The organism is Caldalkalibacillus uzonensis (assembly GCF_030814135.1).
Lineage (GTDB): Bacteria > Bacillota > Bacilli > Caldalkalibacillales > Caldalkalibacillaceae > Caldalkalibacillus > Caldalkalibacillus uzonensis.
Map to the genome: position 1 here is coordinate 1 of NZ_JAUSUQ010000026.1, position 22,054 is coordinate 22,054.

A 22,054-nucleotide genomic window follows, 5' to 3' on the forward strand; every position below is an offset into this window, starting at 1 on the left:
GTAGAGCATCTGACTTTTAATCAGAGGGTCGAAGGTTCGAATCCTTCGCGGCTCACCATGTAAATATATGCGGGTGTGGCGGAACTGGCAGACGCACTAGACTTAGGATCTAGCGCCGTAAGGCGTGGGGGTTCGACTCCCTCCACCCGCACCATCCCTATAAAATCAACGTTTTGGCGTTTTAAACATAAATAAAAAATGGATGACAAAACCGAAAACATCGCCCAATGATCAAAAACGGGCGATTTTTTGTTTATTAATTGAATAACATTTCATGCAATGCCATTGCTGCTTTTACTTCTAATTCGGGATCGACATCTGTATAAATGTCCATTGTGGTTGTAATCGTAGAGTGTCTTAACATCTCTTGTATATGTTTCATACTGTATCCTCGTTTTTAAAAGAAGTGTCGCAGTTGTATGGCGAAGCGAATGTAAATGGTACTTTATCCTTATCAATACCTGCTTTGGGCAAAACAGTATCCACAAAATATCTTGTTTCCGTAATCCAAGCAACTCTCCCCTCCTGATTCCAGTAGCGGCAAATATGACAAAAGCAGCGTACAGTCGGTGCCCTTCCAATACTTCGAATATTCGCTTCATCTGTTCGAGTGAAAAGGCGGAACTTTCTCTGACACCACCTCGGCATTTCAACCTTCTTGGCTGGATTTTTCGGTATCATCTCCCTGTCAGCTGCTTTTTCAATATAAGATAAGATGAATCCCTAGTTAAAGACAATGTAGAACAGGAACTTGCTGCAAATAGAACCATAATGGAGAAAGTGATGCAGGAAGAGTCATATCACAAATATAGAGACGGCACCCGGTTGGATGATCTCAGACAGCAATTGCCACCTTACAACTATCCAAAGAGGCGTATAATTGGCTCAATTATCAACAGATGTATGATCAAAAGATGCAGGAAGCACTAAATGATTTGAAACAGAAGCAGCAGGAACACAACAAAAAAGGTACGCAGAAATCCCAACAATAACTGGTAAAATTGATGGAGCAATCCAATCAAATGGTTCAAGACAAACTTGCTACACATGATTTTGGCCAGCATGTAGAATATGCTTTTGAGCGGACTAAGGAAACAAAAGAGGGTTTGAAGTCCCTCTTGTCCGGTATAAAAGCAGGGAGAGGCGAGACGGGTACTAAGTGTTTTGCTCGGACACGAAAACAGAGATACAGTGGAGTTGTTTTCGGAGGTACGGTTTACACAAAACTCACGGTACCATACAAGATTACATTAAATATTATAATTAATTTTGGATTCAGGAGAAATTAAAGCCGCGACGATTGAATTCATCTATGTTGCAATTAAAATTAAACCCTAATATAATATGTTTCAGTTTTTGATAATTGATTGTTCTACCATTATTTAAAGTTTTGTAATAATGACTTTACTAATATTTTAATCTAAAAAAATGGCTGTTTTTTCGATAAGCTTTTTTATATCGGATTAAATGATGAGCTAAAAGGAGGATGATTAAGTATGACGAAATATCCAAGAGTAATATGGAACGAACAAAAGCTGTTAAATAATGCTAGGATCTTAAATTCTCTTTGCGCAGATCATATTGAATGGGTGCCGGTAACAAAATCAATTGGTGCCAATATCGAGATCATTGCCAGTCTTTGCGAACAAGGGTATATGAAGTTTGCAGATTCACGAATCGAAAATTTAAAATCTATCAAACAATATAAGGAAACAATCACGACTTATTTACTTCGAATCCCTGGGATTCATGAAGTTGACAATGTGGTAAGATGGGCGGATTACAGCTTTGTCTCAGAATATGAAACAATTGTGGCGTTAAGTCAAGAGGCAGACAGACAACTGAAAAAGCACGGTATAATTCTAATGATTGAGCTTGGTGATTTACGTGAAGGAATGTTACCTGAGGACTTACTCCATGTCGGAGAGCGTGTATTACGATTATCATCGATTGACTGGATTGGGATAGGAACTAATCTTACATGTTTTGGCGGGGTGGTTCCTACAAAAGAAAATCTAAGTGAACTGATCACTCTTAAACAACTTGTAGAAGAAAAACTTGGGCATCAATTATCAGTATTATCCGGTGGGAATTCCAGTTCATTATCCTTAATACTGAACCAACAAATGCCTGGGGGAATTAATCACCTCCGGTTAGGTGAGTCTCTTTTTTTTGGTCGGGAAACAGCTTTTGGGCATCCAATCGAAGGGATGCATAACGATGTGTTTTTATTGGAAGCGGAAATTGTGGAGGTTAAGGAAAAACCCTCCTATCCACGGGGCATTATTGCCAAAAATGCTTTCGGTGAAAAACCTGTCTTTGAGGATAAAGGCATTCGCCGCCGCGCTATTCTTGCTCTGGGTGAACAAGATGTACCACTATCAGGGCTTAAGCCGATCCACAAAGGGATGGAAATCGTAGGTGGCAGCAGTGATCATACCATCTTGGATGTTACTGAATATGAGGGGGATCTCCGCGTCGGTAGTGTGTGTACTTTCCGTATGGATTATAAAGCCTTGTTACGGTCGATGACATCTAGTTATGTGTATAAACAAAAACTTTGATTGTTAATGCAGGGCAGTAGTGTGTACAACCCTTGCTACCATACTGTCGGTTAATTCAATTGCAAAATAAATTTGCATAAAAATGCAAAAAAATTTTTAGTGCTTAGTTATTTTGCACTTTTCAATGTTCACTTTTCTCTTTTTGTGACAAATAACTTCCTATTTAAAGTGTAAGAAAAGGAAAGTTTATATATATTCTCATAATATTTCATTTCTTCTTTATTGTTGGCATGAAATTTGCTTAAATTATAGTGATGATTGTTTTAAGCAGATTTTTTATCAGGAAGGCATTAAAGATAGAGGTTTAATACTTCCTGACCATGTTTTGAAAAATAAATTTTGATGTGCTTTTTGGCTTTGAAATTTTATTCCTGGAGGAAATGAAGAAATGAAGATTGCTATTGGCGGCATTAGTCACGAAACCAACACATTTTCTAACGTCAAAACAACGGTAGGTTGTTTCAAACAATTAGAATGGGAATGTGGCCAAGAAATCATTGAAAATCATACAGGTGTGAGAGACTACCTTGGTGGAATCATTGCCGAGGGGAATGAACAGGGTGTTGAACTGGTGCCCACTTTTTGGGCTAGAGCTAACCCTTCCGGAACAATTACCCGCGATACTTACGATCAACTTCTTGAGAATCTCCTAACCAGTATAATTCAAGTCGGTAATGTGGATGGAATATGTCTAGTTCTTCATGGTGGGGGTATTGCTGAAGGTATAGATGATGTGGAGGGTGACATTCTGTCAAAAGTCAGGCAGACGGTAGGGGATGAGATTCCCATCGTTGCCACTCTAGATTTACACGCTAATCTGACTGAAACGATGATAAAAGAGGCTGACGCTTTGTTTGGCGTTAATTTCTATCCTCATATTGACTGTTTTGAAAGGGGACAGGAAGCCCTGGGCAATTTGTTGAAAATCATAAAGGGAGAACTTAAACCAGTGATGCATGTTGAAAAACTGCCAATGATGCTCTCCTCGTCAACAACCGATCTGCCGCCGACTATGGATATTAATGAAATATGCTGGGCATGGGAAAAAAATGAATCAGTGATTGATTGTACTTTTTTTCACGGGTTTAGCCAAACAGATATACCCGATATGCGGGTCAGTGTCTTAACGATTACTGACAACAATAGGGAACTTGCCGAAAAAATATCCAAAGATGTAGCCGAGAAAATTTGGGAGCGGCGCCACGATTTCTATATCAATCATCCCAGCCCGAAAGAAGGATTAGAACAAGCGTTGCAAGAACCGGGAGGGCCAATCGTCATTAATGAAACCTCGGATAATCCTGGAGCGGGAACTCCGGGTGACGGAACCCATTTGTTAAAAGCGATGATTGAAATGAATATTAAAGATTCTTGCTTTGGTTTTATTTGTGATCCGGAAACTGTGGAAGTGGCACATCAAAGCGGGGTTGGCACGTACATCAGTGTCAGATTGGGCGGTAAGACCGATTCGCATCACGGGGAGCCATTGGCAGTGAGGGCCTATGTCAAAGCTTTAACCGATGGTCAGTTTATTCAAAGTTCTGAAATGAATCGGGGTAAAAAGGTTAATCTAGGAAAATCTGTGAGACTTCGGGTTGGTAATGTTGATATCATTGTCTGCGCCAAAAAAGGACAAACGTTGGATGAGCAAATCTTCCTGCTGCATGGCATTGACGTCACGAAATATAAAATTGTTGCACTAAAATCTGAAAACCATTTCCGAGCTGTTTTCACTCCCTTGGCCAAAAAAATTATAACTGTGGATTCACCGGGTTTAAGCAGTTATAATCTGCTCAATTTTAAATATCAAAGGGTACGAAGACCGGTACTTCCCCTTGATAAGCTATAAATGATGGTTTAACTAAGATGGATTAACGTGGCAGAAAACCGGAAAGGGGGTGGTAATGGGTATTGGTCAAGGAGTTTTTGGACAACTAATGCCGAATGAACGTTCGACAGAATAAAGAATAAATAAGGTGCATTCCTGTAAGAAGAGTATTTGAGGTTTGAAAACAAAAGAGCCCTCTTGGTATAGTACAGAGTGTCATTGCAATGACCCCGAATTTCATAATAAATACCAAGGAGGACTCAATATGAAGTATGACCATAATCGCAAGATTAATTAAATCACCCAATCAACGCTTGTTGTGGGTGTGGAGATCATCAAGCAGATGCATGTAGCTAGAGCATTGGATTTCCGAGGACTTGAGTTAAGCAAACTTCTAACCTTTGAAACTCGAAAAAAAGGGTTTTTCAAGCTGTTAAACCGGGCTCAAGCGCTTGTCCAGGCGGTCTCAAACATCCACTGGCCTCTTGCAGGCCTTAATCTCAAAGAAAACAGTTCCGGATTGCACAAAGGGCAAACAAAGATCACCAAACGAGGGCGCCCTCGTCTCAGACAAACTACATTGTCTCTAGGTGAGTAAAACTTAAGGATCCATTTATTTGAATGTTTAACAATAAAATCTAGCCAACCACATTAGAAAAATAGAGTAATTTTGAGAAAAAGAGAGTATGAGCGAGATAAACCATTATTTATTGAGGGAGGGTCAATTTAGAGATGAAAATAAAATCAATGTATTTGTTTATGTTCGTACTTGCTCTTGCTCTTGTAGCCGCCGGGTGTTCCGGAGACTCGCCATCTGAAGATTCCAGTGAGCCTGCTTCTGCTGAAGAGTCTGAATCTGCTGGTAATGGAGAAGAGTCGGCTCAATCAGGGGGAACTTTGAACATCGCCTATGAGGCCCAGCCAAATACACTGGACCCAACAGTGACAACGGCTGGTGCAACAAAAGATATGGCCAGACAAATTTATGAGGCATTATTGACTCTGAATGAAAACTGGGAAGTAACTCCCCAATTGGCTGAATCCTATGAAGTAAGTGAAAATGGGAAAATCTACATCTTTAAATTGAGACAAGGGATAAAATTTCATAATGGGGATGAAATGACCGCTGATGATGTGGTTGCCTCAATGGAAAAGTGGACAGATAACTCTTCTCTGACCCAGTCTATTTTGAACGGTGCGGAATGGAAGAAGGTTGATGATTATACAGTGGAACTGCATCTTGAAAAACCTTCTGCTTTAGTACCGTTCTCCCTTGCAGACCAAAACCAATTGGCTGCCATTATGCCCCAAGAGGTAGCTGAATCTGCTGGTCCTATTGGTGCAACGGAATACATTGGTACCGGTCCGTTTAAATTTGTAGAGTGGAAACAAGACCAATACATTCATTTTACAAGATTTGAAGATTATCAACCTGTCTCTGAACCTGCCAGTGGTCTGGCCGGTGAAAAACTGGCATTAGTTGATGATGTCTATTGGCATATTGTTCCTGACGAATCAACAAGGAATGCCGGCTTGATCAGTGGTCAGTACGATGTTGTTGTCGGTGTTTCTTATGATGCTATTGAACAAATCGAGAATACCCAAGGATTGAGCGTTGACATTTATCCATATGGCTTTCAGATGTTGGTGTTTAACAAGAAACAAGGCCTATTTAGTGATGTAAAGGCTCGACAAGCGGTTAACTATGCACTAGATAAGGAAATGGTCTTGCGTTCTTCTTTTGGAGATGAAAGATTCTACACTTTGGAACCCAGTTTGTTTAGACCTGAGCAGACAGATTGGTATTCTGATGCTGGTAAGGAGTTGTACAATCCGAAAGATTTGGATAAGGCCAAACAATTGCTGGAAGAAACAGGCTATAATGGGGAAGAAATCATTATTCTAACCAGCCGTGACTATGCTTATCAATACAATGCAGCTGTAGCCACTCAGCAATTGTTACAGGAAATTGGTATCAATGCTAAACTTGACGTTTATGATTGGGGAACGCTTCTGGAACTTCGTAGTGCTCCCGAAGTTTGGGATATCTTTTTCACCGGATGGGATACCTCGGTCATTCCCCATCAATATGGATTCTTAGATTCAAAAGCTGAATGGCCGGGTTGGACCAATAGTCCGAAGATTGACGGGTTGCTGTCTGATATTGAATCTGCTGAATCCCAGGAAGAGGCAAAAGCTTTATATGCTCAATTGCAACAGGAACTGTGGGAATATCTCCCGATTATCAATGTAGGAACATATAGTAAAATTAATGGTATATCTGAAAAGGTAAAAGGATTTAGAGATTTTATTGGTCCTGTCGTTTGGAATGTCAGTGTAGAAGAATAGACATGGAAACAATTGTTAAGTAATACATTAAAAAACTGCCGCTTAACCTTTACCTCAGTGGAATCGATTCTAATATAGGTAAGGGTTAAGCCGCCTTGTTATTATGAAAAGTATCATCAGAAAGGGAAATGCCCATTGAGAGCCTATATTTTGACGCGACTGTTATCTCTGATACCCGTATTGATCATCGTTGCAGTTATTGTATTTTTTCTTATCCACTTAACACCTGGAGATCCTGCTGCTATCATGCTTGGACCACAAGCGACTCCCGAGGAAGTGGAGCGATTACGTGAGCAGTTGGGTTTAAATCTTCCTCTTCATGAGCAATTTTTTAATTGGTTTTTTGGCCTTTTTCGGGGTGATTTAGGTTGGTCTATTTCTCATAACAAACCAGTGCTGACAGCGTTTATAGAACATTTAGGTCCCACGATTTCCCTCTCCATACTGGCCCAGGCCATTTCAATGATTTTAGCTATACCACTAGGGATTATAGCGGCCAAGAGAAGAGGTACCAGAGTAGACCAAACCTTTATGGTTCTTGTAATGTTGGGGATGGCCATACCCAGTTTTTTAATGGGGTTATTGTTGATGCAGTTGTTCGGGGTAAAGTTGCAATGGTTTCCAGTGGCGGGATATGAACCTTTAAGTGCCGGGTTATGGGACCATCTAAAATTTATGATTTTGCCTGCCACTGCTTTGGGTATTATTCAAACAGCGGTTATAGCACGGATGACCCGTTCATCCATGTTGGACGTTTTCAGCGCCAATTATATTAAAACCGCCTATGCTAAAGGGGTTAAAGAAAGCATAGTGGTTTATAAACATGCCCTTCGTAATGCTGCCATTCCCATCTTGACGGTTCTTGGGGAAGCTTTTGGTACATTGATCGCCGGTGCAGTGGTTACAGAAACAGTGTTTAATTTACCCGGTATAGGGCAATTGGTCATCAATGCTATTGAAAAAAGGGATTATGCTGTTATCCAAGGGACAATATTGTTAGCCGCAGCGTCATATTTACTGGTTAACTTGATTGTTGATTTGTTATACGGCGTTGTTGATCCCAGGGTTCGCCTGAGCCGAAAATCATAAAGCAGCATTTTTCCACCGAAGGAGGGGATCGTCAATGGATGCCAAAATAGCTGTCGATACAGGGAAAGTTGTATACACAAAAAGCAAACTGAAGAAAGAACGTTTCCAATTGTTTATCAGGCGTTTTCTATCTAATAGGTTGGCAGTTACAGGTACTATAATCATCATACTTATGTGTTTGTTTTCGATTATTGCCCCATTATTGACACCGTATTCACCTCTTGAGATCGATCCGGTCAATCGTTTGCAACCCCCCAGTGCGGAGCATTGGTTTGGTACTGACAATTTTGGCAGAGATCTATTCAGTCGTGTGGTTTACGGTGGACAAGTTTCCCTGACTGTGGGTCTTTCTGCTGCACTATTGACTTCAATCATTGGAATGATTGTCGGTTTATATGCGGCTTACTACCGACTCTTGGATCATATATTAATGAGAATTTGTGACGGGTTAATGGCTTTTCCGGACATTCTTTTGGCCATTGCCATTACGGCTGTTCTTGGTCCACACCCAGTTAACGTGGTGATCGCGATCACCATTGTTAAAATCCCGGCCATGGCCAGGGTTGTTCGTTCAGCTGCGTTGGTGGTAAAAGAACAAACCTACATTGAAGCACTGAGGGCTCAGGGGGCCAGTTCCTGGAGAATCATTTGGTCTCATATCGCTCCCAATACAGTGTCTCCGTTTTTGGTCCAAATGACTTATGTGTTCGCCCTTTCAATTATACTTGAGGCAGGTTTGAGTTTTCTTGGTGCGGGAGTTCCGGCTCCCAATCCGAGCTGGGGCAATATCTTATATGATGGGAAGATTGTTATTTTTAGCGCTTGGTGGATGACTGTATTTCCCGGAATTTTCATTACCCTCGCCGTGTTGGGATTAAATTTATTTGGAGACGGACTACGAGATTTGTTAGATCCCCATACGAATAAAGCAAATAAGTAGATGAGAACAAAAAAATAAGATAAGGGGGACCTTTACAGTGCAGGAACAATACTTGCTGGAAGTAAAAGATTTGAAGACTACTTTTTTCACGGAAATAGGTCCGGTTACAGCGGTCGATGGCGTAAATTTCACCATTAAAGCCGGTGAAACCTTGGGTGTGGTTGGAGAGTCCGGTTGTGGCAAAAGTGTGACTGCTGAATCCATTATGCGCCTCTTAAACGAGCAATCTACTACATATGAAGGTGAGATCAATTATAAAGGAAAAAATTTACTCCAGCTAACCGAACAAGAGATGCGAAATATTCGTGGCAATGAAATTGCCATGATTTTTCAGGATGCAATGACCTCGTTGAATCCGGTCTATACTATTGGCAATCAAATTGCTGAATCGATTATGATCCATAGGAAGTTAAGTAAGAAAGAGGCTTATGAAGAAGCAGTCGAGATGCTCAGAATGACGGGCATCCCTGCTCCTGAAAAAAGGGCTCACGAGTATCCTCATGAGATATCAGGAGGAATGAGACAGAGGGCGATGATTGCCATGGCACTCTCTTGTCGGCCCAACTTGCTGATAGCGGATGAGCCGACAACCGCATTGGACGTCACGATACAGGCTCAAATTCTGGATGTAATCAATGATTTGAAAAAAGAATTGAATATGGGCGTGATCATGATTACCCATGATCTTGGTGTCGTGGCGGAGGTGTGTACACATGTGGTCGTCATGTATCTGGGTCAGGTCATCGAAGAGGCAGATGTGGAAACACTGTTTGATCAACCGCTTCACCCCTATACGCAAGGTTTGTTAAAATGCATTCCCCAACTTGAGGGAGATCGTTCCAAAAAGCTTTATACAATTAAAGGAATTGTACCTTCATTAGATAATATTCCAAAAGGGTGCCGCTTCGCTGAAAGATGTCCTTATGCCGACGAGCAATGCATTACTGAACCTCCCGTATTGGAGGAGGTTAGCCCCCGACATAAAGTAAGGTGCTGGTATTATGAGAAAATAACAAAAGGGGAGAAAGTGAACAATGTTGCAACCACAAGCTGAACGGACAAGATGGGAGCCCACAGCCCCCCTTTTACAAGTTAAAAATTTAAAAAAATATTTTCCAATCACCAGTCCATTTAGTCGGACTATAGGACATGTTAAAGCCGTCGATGGTGTAGAATTTGACCTGTATGAAAAGGAAACATTGGGACTTGTTGGGGAATCAGGGTGCGGGAAAAGTACCACAGGTAGAACAATATTACGATTGATGGAGCCAACAGAAGGGGAAGCCATTTATAGAGGAAAAGATATTTTTAAATTAAAAGGAAAAGAACTGCACAAAATACGAAAAGAATTGCAGATGGTATTTCAGGATCCCCATTCATCTCTTAATCCTAAAAAAAGAATTGGCGATGCCATTATGGAACCTATGAAGATCCATAATATAGGCACCAAGAAAGATCGTATGGAAAGAGCATTGGATTTACTGTTGAAAGTTGGCATCAGGGAAGACCAATTTTACCGCTATCCTCATGAATTTTCAGGAGGACAGAGGCAACGGATTGGACTGGCCAGAGCATTAGCCGTTAATCCTAAAATTATTATTTGTGACGAACCTGTTTCCGCTCTTGATGTGTCTATTCAATCACAGGTCATTAATTTGTTAGAGGAGATTCAAGAAAATTTTAATTTAACTTACTTGTTTATATCCCACGACTTAAGTGTTGTCCGTCATATGGCTGATCATATAGGAGTGATGTATTTGGGTCAACTTGTTGAAAAAGCACCTACAGATGAACTGTTTATGCACCCTCTGCATCCCTATACTCAAGCGCTATTATCTGCCATCCCACTTCCAAATCCGAAAATTAAAAAGGAACGCATTATCATTAAAGGTGATATACCTTCTCCAATCAATCCACCATCCGGGTGCGTATTCCACACCCGATGTCCTCATGTTACGGAAAGATGTAAAATTGAACGACCTATAGTCAAGGAACAGTCACCTGGTCACTTCCTTTCATGCCATCTGTATGATTAAATATGCTGTGCAAAGCAATTAAAAGGTAGCCAGATGCCTGGCCACCTTTTTTGTTTTATAGCTTTGTGGATGAAATACCTAATTTTCTTAAACGATATTGTAAACTTTGGCGGCTAATTCCAAGTGTCTGAGCGGCACGGGATATATTGAAGTTATGATCTTTAAGGACTTTTCCAATATAATATTTTTCTACTTCTTCCATGTGTTCTTTCAATGTTTTAACTGATGGGTTTTCTTTATTCCATAGATCTAATCTGGCTATGGGTGCATCCATCTTTTTCAGCTTCGATTTATTCCTGAATTGAATCGGTAAATGATTATAGTCAATAGTTTCCTCATCTACTATTAAATTCATGGCTCCTTCAATTGTATGCTCCAACTCCCTTACATTACCGGGCCAATCATAATCATAGAATAATTGTAACACTTCCTCATTAATCCCCCTCACATTCATTTGAAACATGTAATTGTACTTATCAATGAAACTTTGCACCAATAGTGGGATATCCTCTTTTCTTTCTCTTAAGGGGGGTATAAATAAGGAAACAACACTTAGTCGATAATATAGATCCTTTCTCAAGCGACCTTTACTTATTGCATCAATAGGATCTTCATTAATAGTTGCAATTATCCTTACATCAATCTCTATATCTTTGGTATCCCCGATCCGTCTAATCTTTTTCTCTTGAAGCGCTCTCAATAATTTGGCCTGCAAATCAAGATTTAGTGAGTTGATCTCATCAAGTAATAAAGTCCCGCCTTTTGCTTGTTCAAATAAGCCAGGATGTTCAGTTGCCCCGGTGAATGCTCCCTTTTTGGTGCCAAAGAGTATGCTTTCGATTAAGCTACTTGGTAAAGCTGCACAATTTTGGGCAATAAACGGTTTAGAGGAACGGTTACTTCCGTTATGGATGCTTTGTGCAAACAGTTCCTTCCCTGTCCCTGTCTCCCCGACAATAAGGACAGAAGAGGAGGTGCGTGTGGCCCGCTTAGAATATTCTATTACTTCTTTAATTTGTTTACTTTTTCCGATAATGCTTTCAAAAGTATATTTGGCATCTCTCTTTTTTAACATGTTCTTTTTAATAAAACGTTCAAATCTGGTTACATCTTTTGCAATTTCTATGGCTCCAATAATTTGACCATTCTCTATGACAGGAAACGTATCGTTAATGGTGGTTATTTCCTGTCCTTTTCTATTAAAATAGGTCTGTTTTACATTTTTAGTTGTTTTCCCAAATTTTAAAGCTTGTAATAAGGTACTATCATTTTCTTTTTCGAACATAAATGCATCCATTAAATTTCTATCTACAACATCCTCGATATCCATCGATTCAATTTGCATCATTTTTTTGTTATAAATAATAGTCTTCCCATGGGCATCTATGACATGTATACCTACGTCTATTTCATCTAGGAGTTTTTTATAGATGGTATCCATTATTTTAAGATTTTTTAAACCTTCTTTAACTTCCATACAAAACCTCCGTGCAAAATTTTTTTAATAATTCTATCAAAATATAACAGATATGACAACAAATTTTGCATTTGTTTTTAATTTAATTATTGATAACGCAAAAAAAATTTGCGGTAATTTACCCTGGTGAGAATTATTTTGGCAATATGACCTGATTTTTGCGGAAAATCTGTTTGATATTGGGTATTTTAGTTTGGCATAAAAATTGCTTATATTTTCATGAAATATCTTTATTGGAGGGGATAAGAATGGCAATGCCGTACAAACATGAACCTTTTACTGATTTTACAGTGGCAGAGAATCGCCAAGCTTTTTCCGAAGCTTTAAAAAAGGTGGAAGAGGAGTTTGGGAAAGATTATGACCTGATCGTTAATGGGAAACGGATCCAAACACAAGAGAAGATTATTTCTATCAATCCGGCTAATAAAGCCCAAGTGATAGGAAGAACTTCAAAAGCAAACCGGGAAATTGCAGAACAAGCGGTCAAAGCTGCGGCTAATGCTTTTGATTCATGGAGAAAATGGGACGTTGAAGCCCGGGCCGATATTTTATTCCGAGCCGCAGCTATTGTTCGTCGGCGTAAACATGAATTCTCGGCTTACCTGGTTAAGGAAGCGGGAAAACCGTGGAGCGAAGCGGATGCGGATACGGCCGAAGCAATAGATTTTATGGAATATTACGGGCGTCAAATGCTCGAATTAAAAGACGGAAAACCTGTTAAAAGCAGAGAAATGGAAATAAATCGTTATTTCTATACACCGCTGGGGGTCACTGTTGTTATACCGCCCTGGAACTTCGCTTTTGCCATTATGTGCGGAACGACAGTAGCACCGCTTGTCACAGGAAACACAGTATTGTTAAAACCCGCCAGTGCTACTCCAATTATTGCGGCAAAGTTTGTAGAAGTACTGGAAGAAGCAGGTGTGCCTCAAGGAGTGATCAACTATATTCCGGGCGACGGAGCGGAAATCGGTGATTATCTGGTTGATCATCCGCAAGTCAGTTTAATCAGTTTTACCGGCTCCCGGGAAGTAGGAACCCATCTCTATGAAAGAGCGGCCAAAGTGCAAAACGGACAAATTCATTTAAAGCGTGTCATTGCCGAAATGGGAGGAAAAGATACCATTGTCGTTGATAAAGAGTCCGATCTTGATCTGGCAGCAAAGGCCATTATTATTTCTGCTTTTGGCTTTTCAGGACAAAAATGTTCGGCTGGTTCTCGTGTGGTAGCTCATCAGGATGTGTATGATACCGTACTGGAAAAAACAGTGAAACTCACCAAAGAGATTAAGGTCGGTGATCCCGCAAATCCTGAGAACTTTATGGGACCTGTGATTGATCAAAAGGCTTACGATAAAATTATGAGTTATATTGAGCTGGGCAAAGAAGAAGGCAGATTAGTCACAGGTGGAACGGGAGATGATGCAAAAGGTTACTTCATAACTCCCACCGTTTTTGCAGATGTTGATCCCCGGTCCCGGATCATGCAGGAAGAGATTTTTGGGCCTGTTGTAGCTTTTACGAAGGCCAAAGATTTTGATAATGCCTTGGAAATTGCCAATAACACGGAATATGGCTTAACCGGCGCCGTGATTTCCAACAATCGTGAGCACATCCAAAAGGCAGTTCATGATTTCCATGTTGGTAACCTATATATTAATCGACATTGTACAGGGGCCATTGTCGGCTATCATCCTTTCGGAGGGTTTAAAATGTCGGGAACCGATTCAAAAGCGGGGGGACCCGATTACCTTATACTCCATATGCAAGCCAAAACTGTATCTGAGATGTTTTAAAAATACTAGAGGGAAAGGAGAATAGTACAGTGACAACAAAAACCACATCCAGTTTGATCATTGATAAAACTCAAAAGTTTGGAGCCAATAATTACCTTCCGTTACCGGTTGTAATATCTAGGGCAAAAGGTGTGTGGGTGGAAGACCCTGAAGGTAATAAGTATATCGATATGTTAAGTGCCTATTCCGCTGTAAACCAGGGTCACAGACATCCCAAAATAATTCAGGCTTTAAAAGATCAGGCGGAGCGGGTCACCTTAACCTCACGTGCCTTTCATAACGATCAGCTTGGACTATTCTACGAAAAAGTGGCTCGCCTTACGGGTAAAGACATGGTGTTGCCTATGAATACCGGCGCTGAAGCGGTGGAAACTGCCATTAAGGCAGCCCGGCGCTGGGCGTATGAGGTTAAAGGATTGCCGGACAACCAGGCAGAAATTATTGCCTGCAAAGGGAATTTTCACGGCCGAACGATGACAGCGGTGTCCCTTTCTTCTGAGGAAGAATACAAACGAGGCTTTGGTCCCATGATTCCCGGAATTAAGCTGATCCCCTACGGGGATATCGAGGCATTAAAAAAAGCCATTTCGCCCAATACTGCTGCTTTTCTGGTTGAACCCATTCAGGGAGAAGCAGGGATTATTATACCGCCCAAAGGATTTTTGAGAGAGGCTTTTGACGTCTGTCAAAAACATAACGTATTGTTTATTGCCGATGAGATTCAGGCAGGGCTTGGGCGCTCAGGTAAAAGATTTGCTTGTGATTGGGAAAATGTTCAACCCGATATGTATATCTTAGGAAAGGCGCTCGGCGGAGGTGTGTTCCCCATCTCTTGTGTAGCTGCCAATAAAGAAATTTTAGGCGTCTTTAATCCCGGCTCCCATGGCTCAACTTTTGGGGGTAATCCTTTAGCTTGTGCTGTAGCGGTTGCCGCTCTGGATGTCTTAGAGGAGGAACGTTTGGCAGAACGATCTCTTGAGCTGGGTAACTATTTTCAAGAGAAATTAAGACAAATTAAAAGTTCTGTTATTAAAGAAGTACGAGGTAGGGGGTTGTTTATCGGTGTTGAATTGTATAATCCCGCCCGCCCATACTGTGAGCAGTTGAAAGAAGAGGGATTGTTATGTAAAGAAACGCATGAGACCGTGATCCGCTTTGCCCCACCGCTCGTCATTTCTAAAGAAGAGCTGGATTGGGCACTAGAAAGAATTTATAAAGTATTGCACACATCATGAGGTGGATATGATGGGTTCAACTATAACAAAAAGCAGTCAATTGGGAAAACACAAAACGGCTATAGACAAGGAATTGTTGGATTCTACAAGGTTGATCATAAAAGAAGCTTTAAACAAGTTGGGTTATCCGGATGCAATGTACGAGTTGTTAAAAGAACCGTTGAGAATGTTAACAGTTCGAATTCCCGTTCGTATGGATGATGGAAATATTAAAGTATTTACCGGTTATCGTGCGCAGCATAATGATGCTGTTGGCCCAACTAAAGGAGGCGTTCGCTTTCATCCTGAAGTAACCGAGCATGAAGTCAAGGCCTTGTCGATGTGGATGAGCTTAAAATGCGGGATTGTAGATCTTCCATACGGAGGCGGCAAGGGCGGAATTGTTTGTGATCCCAGAGAGATGTCTTTTGCTGAATTGGAAAGATTAAGCCGCGGTTATGTGCGAGCCATCAGTCAGCTTGTCGGCCCCACCAAAGATATTCCTGCACCGGATGTTTTTACGAACTCACAGATCATGGCCTGGATGATGGATGAATACAGTCGGATTCGTGAATTTGATTCACCGGCTTTTATTACTGGAAAACCGCTTGTTCTTGGTGGATCAGAAGGAAGGGAAAGCGCTACGGCAACAGGGGTTACGATTTGTATTGAAGAGGCAGCCAAGAGAAAAGAAATCGATTTGCAAGGAGCCCGCGTAATTATTCAAGGGTTTGGCAATGCAGGTAGTTTCTTGGCAAAGTTTATGCATCATTCGGGAGCAAAGGTTGTTGGGATATCTGACGCATTTGGTGCGTTGTATGATAAGGATGGACTGGATATTGCCTACTTGTTAGAACGGCGTGACAGTTTCGGAACGGTTACCCACCTGTTTAAAAATACGATAACAAATCAGGAATTATTAACAAAGGATTGCGACATTCTTGTTCCAGCCGCTGTATCAAATCAAATTACAGCAGACAATGCCCATTATATCAAAGCCTCTATTGTGGTTGAAGCGGCGAATGGGCCAACAACGTTGGAAGCCACTAGGATATTGACAGAACGGGGAATTCTGGTCGTACCCGATGTTTTGGCCAGTTCTGGCGGCGTTACCGTTTCATATTTTGAATGGGTGCAAAATAACCAAGGGTATTATTGGACAAAAGAAGAGGTTGACCTTAAACTGCGGAATATTATGATTAATGCTTTTGAAAAAATTTATAAGTTGGCAAATCATCGTAAGATTGACATGCGTCTGGCCGCTTATATGGTCGGGGTGCGCAAAATGGCGGAAGCTTCTCGCTTCCGAGGTTGGATTTGAGCCTGGAGGTGGAAATATGATCCATAGGATTACTAGTCCTTATGAAGGAACAATAGAAAAAGTATTGATCCAAGAAGATTCCTATGTTTACGAATGGGAAGCATTGTTTTTAATTAAAACGTTCGACGGTAATATTCAGGAAGTAGATATAGGTGCTAGCGGCTTTATTATCTCGCTTGAAGTAAAGAAAGGGGACTGGGTAACAGTTAATACAACTTTGGCTTATTTAAAAGATGATATGGTGATTACTGGAAGTGATTAATGACATTTTAACTGACAATAGAAAAAAAGTTAGGATCTCAAACCTAAGCTTTTCAGCTTGTAGACAAATTACCGAAGGTAAAGAAGGTCTACAAGCTTTTTTGTTGAATGCGTTCTAGCCAAGTCGTTAATGGCTAGTCGGTGAAAGTCCGACCTAAGTAGAACCAAGTCGCAGTAGCTAACAGACAACTGGTGAAGAAATCCTAAGGTTGAAGCCCTGTGACAAAGCAACCCCGAATATACGACAAGGAAGTCTTTTTGACCTGCAAGAATTATACAATCTTGAACCCACCCATCGTTTTGAAGCTGTATTTTCAACAATTGATATCGACCCTATTTTAGCTATAGTCAGTAAGAAGTCGTGTTACGGTGCTCCTGTTCAGCTGAATTATCCTGCGATGATTTACTCCCTGGTGGCAAGAATTACTGAGCGAATCCCGACGATTAAAGATTTGGTTCAACGTCTCAAACACGATTACATCTTTCGTCTTGACTGTGGTTTTCTTTTATCCGATGCCATTCCATCGGAAGCTTCCTATTCAAGAATGATCACTAAGATAGTGAGACCAATGTCCTAGAACAAGTACAAGAAACACTTCTGCATCAGGCGATATCAGAAGGATTTATTAACGATCATACCTTGGCTATCGATGCAACACACATAGAATCTCGAGACCGAGCTTCTTCTAAAGAAGAAAAACTTGAGAAAAAACCTAAGAAACGCGGACGCAAGCCAAAAACTGAATGAGAACAATGGCTCAAAGAAAAAATGGAACAAGAGGCCAAACTTCCGTTATTATGAGAAGCCGATTGAAGCCCAATTAAATGCCTCGTTGGAGGAACTACGTTCCTGCGTACCTTTGACCCCGAAATGGGGAGTGAAAAAGAATAGTAAGGGCAAGAACGAGTTTTGGTTTGGCTTCAAAGGTCATTTTGCTGTAGGAACACAAAGTCAGTACATTTTTCAATCCATCCTTTCATCAGGAAACCTGAATGATGGCAAAGCAGCGATTCCCCTTCTTAAAGGTGTTCAAAAGCGGTTCACTCCGTTGTCCATTCAATATGTCACCATGGATGCAGGATACGACTATTTGCCGATTTATGAACAAATTCATCACATGGGGGCCCAATCGATCATTGCCTACAATAAACGGAATAAACCTGAACCCGTAGGGTTCGATCATCATTTTGCGCCAACATGCAGCCGTTGCATCGTCAAAACCGGTCTCTAAGACTTCCATCGCTTTAGCAGCCTTATCTTCATAGTCTTCCAGCACTTGGTCTAGTAACAATCGAGCTGTTTTAACATCCGGAGCATCAAGGATGGCTCGAACTTTTGGATACAGCTCGTCTTTAAGGGCTTTGGGTGTAGCATCCAAGATGTTTCGCATGAAATGGGTCTGGCATCGTTGCCAGGTGACACCTTGAAAATGTGTCCGAATCGCTCTAACAAGACCGCGATGGTGATCAGAGACGATGAGGTCCACACCGCGAATGTCTCTGTCTTTTAGCCAGGAGAAAAACTCATTGATGGACTGTGAGATCAACCAACTTCAAGGAGATTATGTACTTTTTCTACAGGTCTCAGCGGTTTCGTAATCATAATCGGTTTATGATAAACACCTGCGGGAATTTGCACTTTCTCATAGGGTTCCGCTTCATCAATTAATTCCTGTGACAATTAAATGAAGTTTGTGAAGATGTGTTTTCTTTTAAACAAGATCACAGAATTTATTCGCAAACCGTTTACAGCTCGCAAGAGGGTTATTGAACATGGTTTTTGTAGTGAAAATTGCTATGCACTAGACAAAAATACCCTACATGGTATAGTATTTAATGAAAGGAGGGGAATGATACTGAAATCGCTGAAGCGACTATATTTTTTTCCACAAAAACATCTCATGCTGAGCATTCCAGTTGTCTTGGTGATCAGCTTTGTCACTGGCACTGTGTTCGATATGGGTTTTTTAAAGAATACCATAATAATTGCCACGGTGATTATGATTTATGCCACCGTAATCGGACTCAACATAAAGGAAATATTTTCTTTATCCCACAAAAAATTAATTGGTTTCTCCCTGCTGATTAATTTTTTACTGATTCCTTTATCTGCCTACATCTTGGGGATGACCTTTCTGAAGGAACAGCCGATGATCTTTACCGGACTTGCATTGGCTGCCCTGTTGCCAACAAGTGGCATGACCATATCATGGACTGGGATTGCCAAAGGCAATGTTTCAGGGGCTATTAAATTAACCGTTCTGGGATTAATTGCAGGTTCGTTGCTGACTCCTTGGTATTTACTGCTGATGGTAGGGGAGTATATAGAGATTGATATAGGTATGATTTTCAAATCGATCGTGATTATTGTTTTTCTGCCGTTACTTTTGGGACAGATCACGACCAAATGGCTGAGAAAAAAATATAGCATGGAAGAATTTAAAACGAAGATTAAACCCAACTTTCAACCTTTAAGTATCTGGGGAATGTTGTATGTCGTATTTGCCAGTGTCAGCATGAGATCAGAGGTGATAATGGAGAATATTCATTTAATTTTCATTTCTCTCATCACCTTAATAGCCTTCTACTTCATTAATTTTGCTTTAAGCACACTAATAGCCAAAAAATTTTTTAACCGTCAAGATGGATTCGCCCTTGTCTACGGAACTGCTTTGCGCAATTTATCCATTGCGATTGGATTGGCAGCAACCGCTTTTGGCACTGAAGCAGCACTGATTGTCACATTTGCATTTATTGTCCAACAGCAAGGCGTGGTGTTATACACCAAATTGGCACAATCACGTTGGTTTGCATTACAAACTCAATAAAATTTTAATTCAGCAAAGGGAGGAATACATGATGTCAAAAATGAAATTTAAAGTCAATGGTCAATCTGCGGGCCTTTCTGTGGAGATGAAAGCGGGTAAGCACACCGTGACTATTGACGAGGGCTCACAGCTGGGCGGTCAGGACAGGGGGCCCAATCCATTGCAAACGCTTTTGTGTGCATTAGCAGGATGTGAAAATGTAACCGCTCATGTTATTGCCAAGCAAATGAATTTTGATTTGCAAGGTATCACCTTTGAAATTACAGGGGAATTTGATCCTCGTGGCTTTATGGGGGACCCTAACGTTCGCACATATTTTGAAAAAGTTTATGTGACAGCCCGTGTGCACACAACGGAGAGTGAAGAGCGTATCAAGGAATTACAGAAAATGGTTGAACAACGGTGCCCTGTTTATGGTACGTTTAAAACAGCCGGCATCGAGATGCATGATAACTGGATCAAAGCATGATCAGCTTTTGTTCAACAGCATAAAGATCTGTCGTAAGGGGGAGATGTTTACTCTCCCTTTTTTATTGGTGTTGTCAAGCGTTGCCACTCTGCAATCGTTAAGAGTATAATAGAACACCTCTACAAATAAATAAAAATATGTCTACCAGATATAAGCCGGCCGTTGGTAATGAGTGGTTCGTGCTTTTAGAAATTTAGCTGAATCATAAGGTTCATTTGTCAGCCACATAGCATAAATAATACGAACCCAATTATTGGCTAAAGCACGCAATGCAACATTGATGACTTTTTCCTTCACATCATTTAAAGAAGTTGTTTTAGATGAAATAAATGAAGAAGAGATAGACCGAATGATAATTTAGAAATTTTACATTTTGATTGAATGAACCACAAACAAAAAATGACCTCCCTGACAAACTCGCTTAATTACGCCATTACCTGTAGCAAATCGAATTATTCCTTGAGGAGTGTCGTATTCTATAAATGGAAATTCATCTTCGACTGCATCATACTGAGGTCTATCATGTCTCCAGTCTTCAATTTGTGATAACCCAAGCCTACCTTTTTAATCAAGCTTCGTAAGTACTTCTCTGAGAAGAGGATAGTTCTGTAACTATCGAAACTACAGCTGATGCAATTGTTGTGGCGGGAGACTTATGAAACCATTTTAGTCAAGAAGCGCGATGTATGAGTAAAATATCTGTGGGAGGCCACCAAGCGAAGCGCGGTGAAGAAAAGCAAAAAATCCATGAAACGAGGTTCTCTTTCCTATTACATAGAATTGGGCAAAAAACAAATAAGGAAGGAGAGAGCCTCTATGAAGCAGTTTAGCATAAATATCCCCAAATTAAAAGAAATCGAGCAAATGGTTTGGCGGATAGCGCAGGATATCTGTGTGAAATTGACAGAGAACATACTGGAGGAATTGGACCAATACATAGCTGAGCATCGGGATACAGGTCGTTATAAACTGAAGGAAAAACGTCCGTTAGGCATCAACCTGCTATTTGGGTATGTAGGAGGTGAAACGCAACTACTATTACGACCGTACAGCGTTTCCCAAACGTGTGATGAAGAAACTGCATGGTACGATAAGCGGGGTGATCAGACGGCATAACATCCCCTGTCTGCAACATGGTGCAGGAAAACCGGTATATGATGCTCTGAAAAGGTTAGTGGGCTTTTAAAAAAGGAGAAAGAGAATACAGCAATGGAGGAAAAAAGATGTAATCGCTTACAAGGGAAGAGCGCTAATACTTGAATAAAAAGTTGTTTGGGGAACATCCCACAAAAACTTGACGCAGCCCTAATTAAAGAAAAGGGTTGACACAATAGGTATTATTATGTTTTAATAATCATTGCTGATTATGATTTTTAGACTTAGGATCTAGTGCCGTAAGGCGTGGGGGTTCGACTCCCTCCACCCGCACCATGTTTATAAACAGATTTTTTGAACAAACTAATAAATGTTAGTTGTCCGTGTCAATCTTAATAATATATGGCGTGCGGAAATAGCTCAGGGGTAGAGCACCACCTTGCCAAGGTGGGGGTCGCGGGTTCGAATCCCGTTTTCCGCTCCATTTTTTATGTTTGCCGGGGTGGCGGAATTTGGCAGACGCACAGGACTTAAAATCCTGCGGTTGGTGACAACCGTGCCGGTTCGAGTCCGGCCCTCGGCACCATTAATGCTGAGTGATACTACGTTGGAAAAACATCTTTGTGAGGGAAGATTGTAGTACCCGCAAGATGCACCATAGTAGTCAGCAACATCACAATGTAATGCAACCCTGCGCCCTTAGCTCAACTGGATAGAGCGTTTGACTACGAATCAAAAGGTTGGGAGTTCGAGTCTCTCAGGGCGCACCATTGTCGGGGAGTGGCTC

Annotated in this window: 16 protein-coding genes, 4 tRNA genes and 3 pseudogenes; 20 read left to right on the forward strand and 3 right to left on the reverse strand. The window is 41.0% G+C overall.

What is annotated here, in order from left to right:
- Window positions 1-69: 69 nt before the first annotated feature.
- The 9 genes and pseudogenes from J2S00_RS18700 to J2S00_RS18740 all read left to right on the forward strand — a co-directional run bounded on the left by J2S00_RS18700 (window position 70) and on the right by J2S00_RS18740 (window position 10,806).
- A tRNA-Leu gene (locus tag J2S00_RS18700) sits at window positions 70-154 on the forward strand.
- A 1,342-nt stretch (window positions 155-1,496) separates the two neighbouring features.
- Window positions 1,497-2,564: an alanine/ornithine racemase family PLP-dependent enzyme gene (locus tag J2S00_RS18705; protein ID WP_307343525.1), complete on the forward strand. Its 1,068-nt coding sequence runs from the start codon at window positions 1,497-1,499 to the stop codon at window positions 2,562-2,564.
- 388 nt (window positions 2,565-2,952) lie between these two features.
- Window positions 2,953-4,413: a M81 family metallopeptidase gene (locus tag J2S00_RS18710; RefSeq protein WP_307343526.1), complete on the forward strand. Its 1,461-nt coding sequence runs from the start codon at window positions 2,953-2,955 to the stop codon at window positions 4,411-4,413.
- 463 nt (window positions 4,414-4,876) lie between these two features.
- A pseudogene (locus J2S00_RS18715) lies at window positions 4,877-4,969 on the forward strand (transposase); the annotation flags it as partial.
- Window positions 4,970-5,124: 155 nt separating this feature from the next.
- Window positions 5,125-6,741, forward strand: coding sequence for an ABC transporter substrate-binding protein (locus J2S00_RS18720; RefSeq protein WP_307343529.1), 1,617 nt, complete (start codon window positions 5,125-5,127; stop codon window positions 6,739-6,741).
- Between the two features lie 135 nt (window positions 6,742-6,876).
- On the forward strand, window positions 6,877-7,830 hold the full coding sequence (locus tag J2S00_RS18725) for an ABC transporter permease (protein ID WP_307343531.1): 954 nt from the start codon (window positions 6,877-6,879) through the stop codon (window positions 7,828-7,830).
- A gap of 34 nt (window positions 7,831-7,864) precedes the next feature.
- A complete protein-coding gene (locus J2S00_RS18730; RefSeq protein WP_307343533.1) occupies window positions 7,865-8,770 on the forward strand; it encodes an ABC transporter permease in 906 nt (301 codons plus the stop codon).
- Between the two features lie 37 nt (window positions 8,771-8,807).
- Window positions 8,808-9,824, forward strand: coding sequence for an ABC transporter ATP-binding protein (locus J2S00_RS18735; protein ID WP_307343536.1), 1,017 nt, complete (start codon window positions 8,808-8,810; stop codon window positions 9,822-9,824).
- On the forward strand, window positions 9,805-10,806 hold the full coding sequence (locus J2S00_RS18740) for an ABC transporter ATP-binding protein (RefSeq protein ID WP_307343538.1): 1,002 nt from the start codon (window positions 9,805-9,807) through the stop codon (window positions 10,804-10,806). Before J2S00_RS18735 ends, J2S00_RS18740 begins: the two co-directional genes overlap by 20 nt.
- Window positions 10,807-10,861: 55 nt before the next feature.
- On the opposite strand, the gene J2S00_RS18745 is transcribed toward J2S00_RS18740, so the two are convergent.
- A complete protein-coding gene (locus tag J2S00_RS18745) occupies window positions 10,862-12,283 on the reverse strand; it encodes a sigma-54 interaction domain-containing protein (protein WP_307343540.1) in 1,422 nt (473 codons plus the stop codon).
- A 248-nt stretch (window positions 12,284-12,531) separates the two neighbouring features.
- On the opposite strand from J2S00_RS18745, the gene pruA reads away from it, so the two are divergent.
- From pruA to J2S00_RS18770, 5 genes and pseudogenes are all read left to right on the forward strand, one after another.
- Entirely contained in the window at window positions 12,532-14,079 is a 1,548-nt protein-coding gene (pruA, locus tag J2S00_RS18750; RefSeq protein ID WP_307343543.1) for an L-glutamate gamma-semialdehyde dehydrogenase, read from the forward strand.
- A 29-nt stretch (window positions 14,080-14,108) separates the two neighbouring features.
- Window positions 14,109-15,314 (forward strand): ornithine--oxo-acid transaminase, encoded by a 1,206-nt coding sequence (locus J2S00_RS18755; RefSeq protein WP_307343545.1) that lies wholly within the window; start codon window positions 14,109-14,111, stop codon window positions 15,312-15,314.
- 10 nt (window positions 15,315-15,324) lie between these two features.
- Window positions 15,325-16,614, forward strand: coding sequence for a Glu/Leu/Phe/Val family dehydrogenase (locus tag J2S00_RS18760; protein ID WP_307343548.1), 1,290 nt, complete (start codon window positions 15,325-15,327; stop codon window positions 16,612-16,614).
- Window positions 16,615-16,630: 16 nt separating this feature from the next.
- Window positions 16,631-16,876, forward strand: a complete 246-nt coding sequence (locus J2S00_RS18765; protein WP_307343552.1) for a biotin/lipoyl attachment domain-containing protein — start codon at window positions 16,631-16,633, stop codon at window positions 16,874-16,876.
- A gap of 238 nt (window positions 16,877-17,114) precedes the next feature.
- A pseudogene (locus J2S00_RS18770) lies at window positions 17,115-18,083 on the forward strand (transposase); the annotation flags it as partial.
- Here the strand turns inward: J2S00_RS18770 and J2S00_RS18775 are convergent.
- Window positions 18,074-18,410 (reverse strand): annotated as a pseudogene (locus J2S00_RS18775) (transposase); the annotation flags it as partial. The pseudogenes J2S00_RS18770 and J2S00_RS18775 overlap by 10 nt on opposite strands.
- A gap of 8 nt (window positions 18,411-18,418) precedes the next feature.
- Window positions 18,419-18,556 carry a hypothetical protein gene (locus J2S00_RS18780; protein WP_307343557.1) on the reverse strand — a complete coding sequence of 46 codons (138 nt, stop codon included), beginning with the start codon at window positions 18,554-18,556 and terminating at the stop codon, window positions 18,419-18,421.
- Window positions 18,557-18,560: 4 nt separating this feature from the next.
- On the opposite strand from J2S00_RS18780, the gene J2S00_RS18785 reads away from it, so the two are divergent.
- The 6 genes from J2S00_RS18785 to J2S00_RS18810 all read left to right on the forward strand — a co-directional run bounded on the left by J2S00_RS18785 (window position 18,561) and on the right by J2S00_RS18810 (window position 22,037).
- Window positions 18,561-19,703, forward strand: coding sequence for an arsenic resistance protein (locus J2S00_RS18785; protein ID WP_307343560.1), 1,143 nt, complete (start codon window positions 18,561-18,563; stop codon window positions 19,701-19,703).
- Window positions 19,704-19,734: 31 nt separating this feature from the next.
- Window positions 19,735-20,172: an OsmC family protein gene (locus J2S00_RS18790; protein ID WP_307343563.1), complete on the forward strand. Its 438-nt coding sequence runs from the start codon at window positions 19,735-19,737 to the stop codon at window positions 20,170-20,172.
- A gap of 816 nt (window positions 20,173-20,988) precedes the next feature.
- Complete coding sequence (locus J2S00_RS18795) at window positions 20,989-21,288, forward strand: UPF0236 family transposase-like protein (RefSeq protein ID WP_307343566.1); 300 nt, start codon at window positions 20,989-20,991, stop codon at window positions 21,286-21,288.
- Window positions 21,289-21,676: 388 nt separating this feature from the next.
- Window positions 21,677-21,751: transfer RNA gene (locus tag J2S00_RS18800), tRNA-Gly, on the forward strand.
- Window positions 21,752-21,763: 12 nt separating this feature from the next.
- A tRNA-Leu gene (locus tag J2S00_RS18805) sits at window positions 21,764-21,853 on the forward strand.
- A 107-nt stretch (window positions 21,854-21,960) separates the two neighbouring features.
- Window positions 21,961-22,037 (forward strand) — tRNA-Arg (locus J2S00_RS18810).
- Window positions 22,038-22,054 lie beyond the last annotated feature (17 nt).

What these genes read in the sequence shown, in the direction of transcription:
- J2S00_RS18760 (WP_307343548.1), top strand. Translation starts at nt 15,325, where the DNA reads ATGGGTTCAACTATAACAAAAAGCAGTCAATTGGGAAAACACAAAACG.
- pruA (WP_307343543.1), top strand. Translation starts at nt 12,532, where the DNA reads ATGGCAATGCCGTACAAACATGAACCTTTTACTGATTTTACAGTGGCA.
- J2S00_RS18720 (WP_307343529.1), top strand. Translation starts at nt 5,125, where the DNA reads ATGAAAATAAAATCAATGTATTTGTTTATGTTCGTACTTGCTCTTGCT.
- J2S00_RS18790 (WP_307343563.1), top strand. Translation starts at nt 19,735, where the DNA reads ATGTCAAAAATGAAATTTAAAGTCAATGGTCAATCTGCGGGCCTTTCT.
- J2S00_RS18785 (WP_307343560.1), top strand. Translation starts at nt 18,561, where the DNA reads ATGAAGTTTGTGAAGATGTGTTTTCTTTTAAACAAGATCACAGAATTT.
- J2S00_RS18730 (WP_307343533.1), top strand. Translation starts at nt 7,865, where the DNA reads ATGGATGCCAAAATAGCTGTCGATACAGGGAAAGTTGTATACACAAAA.
- J2S00_RS18745 (WP_307343540.1), bottom strand. Translation starts at nt 12,283, where the DNA reads ATGGAAGTTAAAGAAGGTTTAAAAAATCTTAAAATAATGGATACCATC.
- J2S00_RS18710 (WP_307343526.1), top strand. Translation starts at nt 2,953, where the DNA reads ATGAAGATTGCTATTGGCGGCATTAGTCACGAAACCAACACATTTTCT.
- J2S00_RS18795 (WP_307343566.1), top strand. Translation starts at nt 20,989, where the DNA reads ATGAAGCAGTTTAGCATAAATATCCCCAAATTAAAAGAAATCGAGCAA.
- J2S00_RS18740 (WP_307343538.1), top strand. Translation starts at nt 9,805, where the DNA reads ATGTTGCAACCACAAGCTGAACGGACAAGATGGGAGCCCACAGCCCCC.
- J2S00_RS18765 (WP_307343552.1), top strand. Translation starts at nt 16,631, where the DNA reads ATGATCCATAGGATTACTAGTCCTTATGAAGGAACAATAGAAAAAGTA.
- J2S00_RS18705 (WP_307343525.1), top strand. Translation starts at nt 1,497, where the DNA reads ATGACGAAATATCCAAGAGTAATATGGAACGAACAAAAGCTGTTAAAT.